Consider the following 11,917-nt stretch of genomic DNA (forward strand, 5'->3'; position numbering starts at 1 on the left):
ATAAATTGGTACAAAACCTAGTGGCAAAATATACAAAACCTGCCGTCAAGCTACAAGAAAGAAAGGCATTTGTTTAAAATTTACTTTTCTCTCTTTAGATATTAGATAAATGATATCATTTATCTATTTTTTAAACAATTCATACTGCATCACCTTCTCTTTGAGTTTATGTACAGAAATAATTCAATCTAAATATATTCCTGCGTACCATGATGCCTTTTGTAATAATATCTCTTAATGTCTTCCTCTATCCAAATAGGCATTCCGTTTTTGTTTTTGAGAGCTCGTTTTTTACTCTTAAAGCTAGATTATTTTCCAAAGATCTTTTTTCAGTTATCTATTTAAAAATATTAAGTATTTTTGCAAGTCTTTAGCTATTGTTGATAGGTATTTGAGGGAATGTACAGGGGGCTATACCAAAAAAATAACTTATGAAAACCAATCGATATGGAACTGGGTATAAGTGACACAGAGTTGAATACATAATGTGCAGGAGTATAGGAAGGAATGTTCTTTAGTTGATGAAAAAAGAGAAAAAGTAACACGTAAAGTATAATTTTTGAAAGGTTTTACTTTTTTATAAAGCTATTATGGCAATCTGTCTAATTACCTTTTATCAGGTGATTGTGGTAACGTTTTTTCTCAATCATCAATCTCAATAGCATACGTCTCTCATGTTCTTATCACGTTTTTTGTTTTGCACAGATTGCGCTTGAATTGGTTTGAGTGCACAGACGTTAGCATATTAAATGCCGAACTTTTTAAATAGTGTATTAGTATTTTTCAAATATTTTACCTTTTCCTCTATCTAGTTCTTTTGTAATTTTCAGGTGACGCTACGAGATATTCTGACATTGAAAGGCAAACAGTTTTTTTCAGTCACATATAAAAATGAATGAAATTTTATGCATTTGTCCTCCTTATGCTTAAAGGTAATTATTATCTGTTTTTTCATTTTAGTAGAAACATAGATGCAAACGGCAAGTCTTCGTGATAATTTCCTTATTTATAAACTTTCATGCTAAAGTAGCTATGTTATAGCTCGAGGTTAACTTATTAAAAATAACAATACGTTGGTGTTTTATGCGACTAAAAAATAGCTAGAAAAGAAGTTTTAATTTACAATACGGTGTAGAGGTACATTGGGAAGCTCTATTCTCTTAGCTGTATGTGCTCATCTATCATTTTTAAATATGAATAAAATAGAACGTTAATTACTAAAAAAGGAAGTTAAGAGGCATCATAGAATGGTAAATTCTCTTCCTTATTGTCTTGGTATTTTACGTGCTACAGATCGTGATCGCTACATATCTGTTTTATTCGCACCTAAAAAAAAGCGTAGAGCATTGGCTGCTCTTTACGCCTTTAATGTAGAAGTTTCTCGTATTCGCGAAAGCGTACATGATCCACTTATCGGTGAGATACGATTACGTTGGTGGTACGATTCTATCGCTAATAGCAAAATACCAAAGAATAAAAATAATCCGATTTTGAGTGATTTGTTTACAGCAATGACTCTTTTTAATTTACCTAAGACAGCTTTTTTACGTTATTGCGATGCACAGATTTTAAATCTTTACCAAAATCCAATAGCAGATCTTTATGATCTCGAATTTTATTGTAGGGAGACAGCGAGTATAATTTTACAGCTTTCTTGCCAGATATTAGATCCTGATGCAGCACAAGATTTTACAAATGTTTATGAACATGGAGGAATTGCTCAAGGATTAAGTGGTGTGTTGCGTCTTTTATCATTCATGCAGTCACGATATCAATATTATTTACCTGATGATATGCTAAAGGCTATAGAAGTGGATAGAAAGGATTTGGACTCTAATTATGTCAATGATAAACAAAAGTGTCACATTGTTGAAGTTATGGTAGAGCTATCGCGAGAGCATTATAGCAAATTTTACGAGCATTCTAGTACTTTGCCTAGAATGCTTAAACCAGCATTTCTTCCATTGGCTATTATACCAGCATCTCTTCAAAAAGCGGTACAATTAGGAGCTACAATTTTCCAAGAAAGCGCAACTTTACCATTGATTCATCGCTATTGGGTGATAACAAGGGCAGCAATAAGCGGTAATTTTCCAAAGATATTACAAAAATAAAGAATGTTATTCAAGAACAGGAAAATTAGTAAATATATTAAAGGTAATTGCAATACTATGAATCCAAATCCTTTTTTATCATTCCAGAAACATTTCTAATAAGTTGATGACGATGGTTTTAGAACAGTGAGGGATTGGACTCATGAGATTGAAGATAGCGTATACTGTTTTTATGAGTTATTCATTTTGTTTAGCTCTGTATATCGGAGAATGGTTTAGAGAATGTAAAACCTAAGCTTAAATTTATGAAATACATCAGCTCTTTTTGGTGATATTGGGTTTATAATATTTAGCATGTAAATGTATGGATTGGGAACATTTCTAGTGAATCATGATTTTTATTTTTACGAAAAAATCATTTTTTGTCCTACAAAAAATTTCTAGCTATAGGAAAATCATGAAAGCATAATTGATGACCTTTTACCATAAAAATATTTACAGTCTAAGTTTGGATAGATAACATTTTTATACACTGAAAACTATACTATGAATTGCATCTAATATTTTTCTACAAACTCGCAAATTTGCAGTAAATCTTGTTATTTATACATATGTTACTCATTCTGATAACAACGAAAAAGAAATTTATTTTTCTTCCTCAGTTATAAGAAAAGATCTGACTACGATTTTATTACCTAAATACTACAAATTATTTACAGTATTTTTACTGAAGAGTGTTGAAGATTTGATGATAATGCGTGTTATTAATTTCCAAAGGGTGTTCTTTATTAGCAATTTCTAGCATTTCTAGCTTTAGATCTTCTTTCATTATCATATCTATACTGGTACGGATATCAGATGAAAGAGTATGAGCGGTAGTGTTTTGAGGAATGGTTACAGTCTTTATTTGATAAATGATACGGTTTGTTGCTACCGGACCTTTTATTACGCCATAATGCCCTTTAGGCCCAGAAAATAATGCTTTAACACCTTCAGCTCCAAGGATTTTCGATGAGTCTTGGCGCCGTAGGGGTTGTGTCGTTTGTTTTATGACACCAAGTGTATGAGCAAGAGAAACAAGACTTTTGCCTTCACTAAGCTGTTTGATAGCATCTTTTGCCTTTTCATCAAGAAGGCGTTGGACTTCTTCATTTTTCCATTGAGAAAGGGCATCGTGCTTGGCTTCTTCAAATGTTTTATCGCGGGCAGGGATAATTTTATCTACTTTATACCAGAGATATCCACCTTTTTGAAGGGAGAGAGGATCAAGATCGACACCCTCGCTCGATTGATAGATGGCGTTCAATAAAATATCTTTCTGAGGTAAATCCGTGAGTATTGTGCCTTCAACCGTTTTTCCTGTTCTATCAATAGTGATTGTGCGCAAAGGTAATTTGTATTGGTCAGCAAGCTCTTTGAGAGAAGCTCCCTCAAAACGTGCATTTTCAATTGCTGTATAATTGTTACGTATATCATCTACAGCACGATTCTGGGCGAGTGTTTGACGAATATTTTCTTCTACTTTTTCGAAGGGAATAGAGACTGAAGGTTCAATATGTACTACGCGAATGATGACAGGACCTTGTAAGTCATTGATGACAGCGCTAATTTGCCCTTTTTTGAGTTCAAAAATCTCAGATGCTAGGTGGCTAGAAAGGTCATTCTCTGTAAAAGGTCCTTTTTTTATGTCATTGAGAGTTTTGTTTTCAGTTTTAACTAGCTCATCAAAACTCAATCCATCGGCTATTTTTCTTGCCGCATTATCGGCAGCTTCGCGTGTAGGGAATCGCAATTCTTCAATCGTGCGTTTTTCAGGAGTCATAAAACGCGAAGTATTTTGGGTATAAAAGGCTTTTACCTCATCTGCTGAAATATCTTTGCGTTTTACAATCTCAGCCGATGTCATAGTTAATAAAGAAACAGTTCGGTACTCTGGAGCACGAAATTCATTTCTATGAGTTTCAAACCATTTTTGCAATGTTTCATGATCAGGGTCAAAAATTGTTTTCTTTTCTTTGAAATCAATAACAAAATAATCGGCAATACGGCTTTCTCCTTGATAAAGAGCGAGCGCTTTATAAAAGAGATCTGGTGCCTTTATTCCAGATAGCGAAGCTGAAATGAGTTGATTACGCTTCTCCTTTTGGGTGTAATAATCAAGGAAATTGCTTTCTCTGATATGTAAATTCTGAAGATAGTTACGAAATAAATTTTTATCAAAGACGCCATTTATTTGAAACATATTATCAGCACTAAGAATACGAGCTATCGCATCTTTTGAAAGACTAATTTTCATTTTACGCACCTGTTCATCAAAGAGTACATCTTGTTGTAACTGAGTGAAAACAAAAGCGGGAATTTTGTATTGCTGCATTTCATTTGGTGTGAACATGCGTCCAAGACGAGATGTGAGTGCTAAACGTGCGCTTTGATCGGCAAGTGCGAGACGATAATCATCGACAGTTATTATGGATTTTCCAGAAGTAAGAAGGTCTCTTTCACTCTTTGTATGTAATTGTGGTATTCCCCATAAAAGGATGAAGCATACGAGCAAAATAGCAAGGAAAATCCTAGCAACCCAAGAGTTTGTGGCATTTCTTAAGATGTCAAGCATCGTTCAATTCCATTTTCTTGCATAAATTATTTATCAAAGCAGTAACGGAATTTGCAATAAAGATACGAAAGATGCAAGCTTAAAGACTTGCTTTCATTTTATAATTTGATACCTAAAGATAAACAATGTGTTGTGATAGCTCTTGAGGTGAAAGTATGTTGCTAAATATTCGGCCTTTTATTGCTGGAAATTGGAAAATGAATGGGACTGGTGAATCGCTAGGAGAATTGCGTGCCATTGCGGCTGGTGTTAGCTCTGATTTAGGGCGTTTGTTTGAAGCGCTTATTTGTGTTCCAACAACACTTTTATCCCGTGCTTCTGATACGTTAGGTGGTGAAAGCCTCCTTTTAGGGGGGCAGAATTGTCATTTTGATGATCATGGCCCTTATACCGGAGATGTTTCAGCTTTGATGCTTAAAGAAGCAGGAGCAAGTCATGTCATTATTGGGCATTCGGAACGTCGCACAGTTTATAAGGAGAGTAATGCAATTGTTTGTGCTAAAGTGCAAGCAGCGTGGCGAGCAGGCCTTGTTGCTCTTGTTTGTATTGGCGAAACATTGGAGGAGCGCAAAAGTAATAAAGTGCTGGATGTTCTTAAACGACAGCTTAAGGAATCTTTGCCAAGTGATGCAACAGCAGAGAATGTCATTATCGCTTATGAGCCTGTATGGGCTATAGGAACAGGAAACACGGCCACTTCAGCAGATGTTGCAGAAGTGCATCATTTTATTCGTGATGAGATGCGCTCTCGTTTTGGTGATCAAGGGAATAAAATGCGTTTACTTTATGGTGGATCAGTTAAACCATCAAATGCATTTAAACTTTTGGGGACTACACATGTTAATGGTGCTCTGATAGGTGGAGCAAGCCTAAAAGCGATTGATTTTTTAACTATTTGCGATGTTTATCGTAAATTATAACAGAGGAATCTCGGTTCCCCCTTGGATTATGTGTTATTTATGTGTAAATAGCCATGAAAAGTTATTTGAAGAGCAGGGTTTATGCAAACAGTACTTATTGTTATCCATTTTTTGGTTGTTATTACTTTGGTTGGCGTTATATTGATTCAGCCTTCGGAAGGTGGCGGGCTTGGTGTGAGTAGTGGTTCTGGATTGATGAGGACGCGTGGCACAAAAAATCCGTTAACACGTTTGACCGCTATTTTAGCATGTTGTTTTTTTGCCGTGTCCATTGGACTTACTGTGGTGGGGAGTGTATCAAATTCCAGTTCTGATATTCTCAAACGTATACCGGTTAATTCAGAACAGAACTCTACAAGTAAAGGAGCTTCAGAAGCAGTTCCACCATCAGGTGGAAAACCTCAACCTTCTATTCTTGAACAGCTAGAAGGTGTTTCGATTCCACCTCAGGAACAAAAACAATCTACAGATCCTGAAGTTGAAAATCCAGTTCCACCAGTCCATGAAAATCCAGTTCTGGATGACGGTATGAAATAGTTTTTTTGAAGAGAGTATAGATTTAAAAAGGTGGTTGTTTCATTTTTTATATTTTATAGAAGAAAGATTGTTTCTTTTTGCATTTTTTGCTGGAAAAATTATTATAAACTGCTTATCACAATAAGCCCATGGCACGTTATGTTTTTATTACTGGTGGTGTGGTTTCTTCCCTTGGAAAGGGCATCGCAGCAGCAGCGTTGGCTGCATTATTGCAGGCTCGTGGGTATCGTATACGGCTTCGCAAACTTGATCCTTATTTGAATGTTGATCCAGGCACGATGTCACCTTATCAACATGGGGAAGTGTTTGTGACCGATGATGGTGCAGAAGCCGATCTTGATCTTGGGCATTATGAGCGTTTTACCGGATGTTCTGCGAATAGCCATGATAACATCACAACAGGGCGTATTTATCGCAATATCATTGAACGAGAACGGCGTGGTGATTATTTGGGGGCAACGGTTCAGGTTATTCCTCATGTTACCGATGAAATTAAGAGATTCATTACTGCGGAAAACGAAGAATTTGACTTTGTTTTGTGCGAGATAGGTGGAACGGTTGGTGATATTGAAGCAATGCCGTTTCTAGAAGCGATTCGTCAGCTCCACAATGAATTACCAAGGCAAAATGTTGTTTATGTGCATCTTACATTAATGCCTTATATCTCTTCGGCTGGTGAATTAAAAACCAAACCAACACAACATTCGGTAAAAGAATTACAATCAATTGGTATTGCTCCTGATATTTTATTGGTACGTGCAGATCGTCCTATTCCAGAAACAGAACGGGGTAAATTATCACTTTTTTGTAATGTTCGCCCAAATGCAGTTATTCAGGCATTGGATATGCCAACGATTTATGATGTTCCTATAGCATATCATAAAGAGGGGTTAGATTCAGAAGTTCTTTCCGCTTTTGGAATAAATCCGACACCTCAACCTAAAATGGATCGTTGGGAAGATATTACACATCGGATTCACCATCCTGAAGGAGAAGTAACAATTGCTATTGTTGGGAAATATACCGGATTGAAGGATGCTTATAAATCTCTTACCGAAGCGATTGCGCATGGCGGTTTAGCCAATAAAGTAAAGGTTAATATTGAATGGATTGAAGCAGAACTTCTTGAAAGAGAAGATCCTGCATCCTATTTGCAAAAAATCCATGGGATTTTAGTTCCTGGTGCTTTTGGGGCGCGTGGTGCAGAAGGTAAGATTCAAGCAATTCAATTTGCGCGGGAACGGAAAGTTCCGTTTTTAGGTATTTGCTTTGGGATGCAATTGGCTTGTATAGAAGCTGCGCGCAATATTGCACAGATTGAGAATGCTTCATCAAGTGAATTTTGCGAAACAAAAAATCCGATTGTAGGTTTGATGACAGAATGGCTCAAAGGGGATGTTCTGGAGAAACGGACAAAGTGTGGAAATCTTGGTGGGTCAATGCGCCTTGGTGCTTTTGCAGCTGAATTAAAGGTAGGCAGCCATATTGCCAAAATTTATGGGATGACAAGGATTTGTGAACGACATCGTCATCGTTATGAAGTAAATATTGATTATAAAGACAAATTAGAACAGTGTGGTTTGATTTTTTCTGGCATGTCTCCGGATGGTATTTTGCCAGAAACAATAGAATATGCAGATCATCCATGGTTCATTGGTGTTCAATATCATCCAGAATTAAAGTCTCGTCCATTTGACCCACATCCACTTTTTTCTTCTTTTATAAAAGCCACTGTGGAGCAGAGTCGATTAGTTTAATTCATAAATTGGATTATTTGCTTTTTGAGGGATACAATGTTTAAACCAAATGCCATTGTAAAAGTTGGAAGTGTCATCTTTTCAAATGAATCACCTCTTTCATTGATTGCGGGACCGTGCCAGATGGAAAGCCGAGATCATGCTTTTGAAATAGCAGGCCAGATTAAAACAATTACAGATCAGGTTGGTATTGGGTTTGTTTATAAATCTAGTTACGATAAAGCCAACAGGACATCCATAAATGCGGCACGTGGTATTGGTCTTGAAAAAGCAATGGCTATTTTTTCTGATTTGAAGAAGGAATTTGATTGTCCGGTATTGACTGATGTGCATACAGAAGAGCAATGCACGATTGTTGCGTCAACGGTAGATATTTTGCAAATACCCGCTTTTTTATGTCGTCAAACAGATATTTTGGCAGCAGCAGCAAAAACGGGGCGTGTTATCAATATTAAAAAAGGTCAGTTTTTGGCTCCATGGGATATGGAAAATGTTTTAAGAAAGGTTACGCAAAGTGGTAATCCGAATGTTATGCTTTGTGAGCGAGGCACGTCATTTGGTTATAATCGACTTATTTCTGATATGCGTTCATTGCCTATTTTACGTTCATTTGGTGCTCCTGTTATTTTTGATGCAACACATTCTGTTCAAGAGCCAGGGGGGCAGGGGAATTCATCTGGTGGACAGCGTCAATTTGTCGAGGTTTTGGCGCGTGCAGCTGTTTCTGTTGGGGTAGCGGGGGTGTTTTTAGAAACGCATCAAGACCCAGATAATGCACCTTCTGATGGACCTAATATGGTTAAAATTGATCATTTACAAAGGCTTCTTGAGACGTTAATGGAATTTGATTATCTGTCAAAAAAGATGAATTGAAACTTTTGTTGGATAAGGAAACGCACATGACTATAATTGTCGATATCATTGGACGTGAAGTGCTTGATAGCCGAGGTAACCCAACGGTAGAAGTTGATGTTCATTTGGAGAACGGAGTTTTGGGTCGTGCTCTTGTTCCCTCAGGGGCATCTACGGGGGTACATGAAGCTATCGAGCTTCGTGATGGTGGCATGCGTTATCAGGGAAAAGGTGTTGAAAAAGCGATTGCTGCAGTAAATGGCGAAATTCTTGAAGAACTTGGTGGGCGAGATGCAAGAAATCAAATCGCTATTGATCAAGCAATGATTGCCTTGGATGGAACACCAAATAAAGCGCGTCTTGGTGCCAATGCACTTCTCGGCGTTTCATTGGCTGTTGCAAAAGCGGCTGCGGAATCATTAAATTTGCCTTTATATCGCTATATTGGCGGTACACAAGCGCATGTTCTTCCCACTCCTATGATGAATATTATCAATGGTGGTGTCCATGCTGATAATCCAATTGATTTTCAAGAATTTATGATTATTCCTGTAGGCGCGTCAACGGTGAAAGAAGCAATCCGCTATGGAGCTGAAATTTTTCATACGTTAAAAAAACGTTTAAAAGATGCAGGCTATAATACTAATGTTGGTGATGAAGGTGGTTTTGCGCCTCAATTTAAAAGCGCCGAGCAAGCAGTTGATTTTATTATGGAATCTATAACAATCTGTGGATATAAACCAGGTGAACAAATTGCACTTGGTTTAGATTGTGCTTCGACGGAGTTTTATAAAAATGGTTCGTATTTCTATAAAGGTGAGGGTAAATGTCGTGATGCTCAGGAACAGGTAGATTATTTGGCAAAGCTTGTTGAAACTTATCCCATTATTACGATTGAGGATGGGATGGCTGAAGATGATTGGGAAGGTTGGAAGTTACTTACTGATTCGATTGGTAAAAAATGTCAGCTTGTGGGTGATGATTTGTTTGTAACAAATTCAGCGCGTTTGCGCGATGGTATCAAAATGGGTGCTGCTAATTCTATCCTTATTAAAGTTAACCAGATTGGTACGTTAAGTGAGACGCTTGATGCTGTAGAAACAGCGCATAAAGCAGGTTATCGTGCTATTATATCTCACCGTTCGGGAGAAACGGAAGACTCTTTTATTGCTGATCTTGCTGTTGCAACAAATTGTGGGCAGATTAAAACAGGCTCACTTGCACGTTCGGATAGATTGGCAAAGTATAATCAGCTCATTCGTATTGAAGAAATGCTTGGGAAGCAGGCATATTATGCCGGTAATTGGCATCGTTGAGTCATGAACGTAAGATTTTAGCTTGTGATCTCATTGGGGTTATAAGATGTAACTGTAAGATATGTGTGAAACCAATTTTATAGGTATTAAGGATGAGAGGTATAATTATTAATCAAGATCAAGGAAGTTATCTCGTTTCCGGTGATGATGGCAGACGTTATCAGTTTGCGACTGGAGATTGGTTAGGAAAAAATCCACCGAGAGTGGGTGATGCTGTTGATTTTGTATTCGAAGAGAACGGTATTAATTCTGTTTTCCCATTGTTGCAACAAGATTCTGAGCCTCCGAAAACAATGTTAGCACTCATTTGTTGGACCTCTGGTCTATTTGGTGTTCATCGCTTTATGGTTGGTAAAGTGAGAACTGGTGCTTTAATGCTAATTCTGTCTTTAACGTTTTTGGGGCTGTTGATTACAGGGATTTGGGCGATTGTTGACTTTATAATTATTGTTGCTGGGAAGTTTACTGACAAAGATGGTAGGCAAATTACACGTGGGTAGAAATTATGCGTCATAATATAATATGTAAAAAGGAAATAACGTTTTTTAATTTTGTTGTAGTTGATCGATGAAGTTGTAATACCTAGAGTTTTTTAGTATACTTATTTGATGATCGGATGTTAATGAAAATGATGCATAGTTAAATAAAAACATTGTTAAAGATTGTGTTATTTTATATGAGCAAGATAGAGACACAAATCGATTAAGGCGTGTTTTATATTGCCGCTTATAGTGGTGGGGGTGTATTTATTGGGGAATTTTAAGCTGTTTTAATTATTGTATTTATCACGGTGGATATGGATTGTATTCGTACCGTGAAGTGCATCAATATATTAGCAAGTTAGCAGAAACTTCTTTATGAATAACATGTGAGTGACAATTCTATAAGTGGTCAAAATGAGAGGTATGATTATTGGTCAAGATCAAGAGAATTATCTCGTTTCGGGTGATAGTGGTAAGCGCTATCAGTTCGCAATTTGGGATTGGTTAGGAAAAAAGCCGCCGAAGGTTGGTGATGCTATTGATTTTGTATGTGAAGGTGATGCCATTAAATCGGTTGTTCCTCTCTTGGTGCAACAAGAACGATCAGAACAATCACAAGTACTACTTGCATTTGTTTGTTTTTTTGTAGGAGTATTAGGTCTCCACAGCTTTATGGTTGGTCAAGTTGGAACAGGTGCTTTAATACTTCTTCTAACTCTAACAGTTTTTTGGGCGTTTATTGATTTTATAGTTATTATAACAGGAATTTTTACTGACAGCGGTGGGGCTAGAGTCAAAAGTTAGTGAATATACCGAATATTACAATATAAAAGTAGATCATATGGCATAGCCTTGTTATATCAGAGGTGTTTTAGTGTGTAACCACAAATCGCTTTTGTATAAGTCTTTGGTAATGAGGTGTTAATTAAAATCATGCATAGTTTGGCTAATTATTAAGAGGATTATGCTATAAAGACTGTGCTATTTTATGTGGACAAAGCAGAAACGCAGATCAATCAAAGTACGCTTTGTACTACCACTTATGACAGTGGGAGTTTTGAGCTATTTCAGTTATCACATTTACCATGGTGAATACGGCTTGTATTCACGCAGTGAAGTTAATAAACATATTGTGGAGTTAGAAGAGGAACTTCATAAAGTAGAAGCTAAACGGATATACATGGAAAAGCGTATTTCTCTTTTGCGCAATGGGCACATTGAAAAAGATATGTTGGATGAGTATATCCGGAAGAATTTAAACTTTTCTAAGCCAAATGAATTGACAATTCTAACTCCTTGTAAATGATACAATTTCAAAAAATATTTTGAAACAATTACCTATGGTAGTGTTTGAGCTGATTGATAATGCTTGTAACTTTTGTTCG

10 protein-coding genes are annotated in these 11,917 nt (G+C 36.7%); 9 read left to right on the forward strand and 1 reads right to left on the reverse strand.

The window, feature by feature from the left end; all coding sequences use genetic code 11:
- The first annotated feature begins 1,247 nt into the window (after positions 1–1,247).
- Entirely contained in the window at positions 1,248–2,114 is an 867-nt protein-coding gene (locus tag GQO39_RS05335) for a phytoene/squalene synthase family protein (protein WP_156851252.1), read from the forward strand.
- A 664-nt stretch (positions 2,115–2,778) separates the two neighbouring features.
- Here GQO39_RS05335 and GQO39_RS05340 read toward each other — a convergent pair.
- Positions 2,779–4,668 carry a peptidyl-prolyl cis-trans isomerase gene (locus tag GQO39_RS05340; protein WP_156851254.1) on the reverse strand — a complete coding sequence of 630 codons (1,890 nt, stop codon included), beginning with the start codon at positions 4,666–4,668 and terminating at the stop codon, positions 2,779–2,781.
- A 155-nt stretch (positions 4,669–4,823) separates the two neighbouring features.
- Here GQO39_RS05340 and tpiA point away from each other — a divergent pair, with 155 nt between their 5' ends.
- From tpiA to GQO39_RS05380, 8 genes are all read left to right on the forward strand, one after another.
- Positions 4,824–5,588: a triose-phosphate isomerase gene (gene tpiA / locus GQO39_RS05345; RefSeq protein ID WP_156851256.1), complete on the forward strand. Its 765-nt coding sequence runs from the start codon at positions 4,824–4,826 to the stop codon at positions 5,586–5,588.
- Between the two features lie 81 nt (positions 5,589–5,669).
- The gene (gene secG, locus GQO39_RS05350) at positions 5,670–6,125 is read left to right on the forward strand and encodes a preprotein translocase subunit SecG (RefSeq protein ID WP_156851258.1); all 456 of its coding nucleotides are present in this window, start codon (positions 5,670–5,672) and stop codon (positions 6,123–6,125) included.
- A gap of 128 nt (positions 6,126–6,253) precedes the next feature.
- Positions 6,254–7,882: a CTP synthase gene (gene pyrG, locus GQO39_RS05355; RefSeq protein ID WP_156851259.1), complete on the forward strand. Its 1,629-nt coding sequence runs from the start codon at positions 6,254–6,256 to the stop codon at positions 7,880–7,882.
- 36 nt (positions 7,883–7,918) lie between these two features.
- Positions 7,919–8,755 (forward strand): 3-deoxy-8-phosphooctulonate synthase, encoded by an 837-nt coding sequence (gene kdsA, locus GQO39_RS05360; protein WP_156851261.1) that lies wholly within the window; start codon positions 7,919–7,921, stop codon positions 8,753–8,755.
- Between the two features lie 26 nt (positions 8,756–8,781).
- Positions 8,782–10,050 carry a phosphopyruvate hydratase gene (gene eno, locus GQO39_RS05365; protein ID WP_007552027.1) on the forward strand — a complete coding sequence of 423 codons (1,269 nt, stop codon included), beginning with the start codon at positions 8,782–8,784 and terminating at the stop codon, positions 10,048–10,050.
- 92 nt (positions 10,051–10,142) lie between these two features.
- On the forward strand, positions 10,143–10,550 hold the full coding sequence (locus GQO39_RS05370; RefSeq protein WP_156851263.1) for a TM2 domain-containing protein: 408 nt from the start codon (positions 10,143–10,145) through the stop codon (positions 10,548–10,550).
- A gap of 396 nt (positions 10,551–10,946) precedes the next feature.
- Positions 10,947–11,336, forward strand: a complete 390-nt coding sequence (locus GQO39_RS05375) for an NINE protein (RefSeq protein WP_156851265.1) — start codon at positions 10,947–10,949, stop codon at positions 11,334–11,336.
- A gap of 184 nt (positions 11,337–11,520) precedes the next feature.
- Entirely contained in the window at positions 11,521–11,838 is a 318-nt protein-coding gene (locus GQO39_RS05380) for an FtsB family cell division protein (RefSeq protein WP_007552022.1), read from the forward strand.
- The last annotated feature ends 79 nt before the right edge of the window (positions 11,839–11,917 follow it).

The organism is Bartonella refiksaydamii, assembly GCF_902652675.1.
GTDB lineage: Bacteria > Pseudomonadota > Alphaproteobacteria > Rhizobiales > Rhizobiaceae > Bartonella > Bartonella refiksaydamii.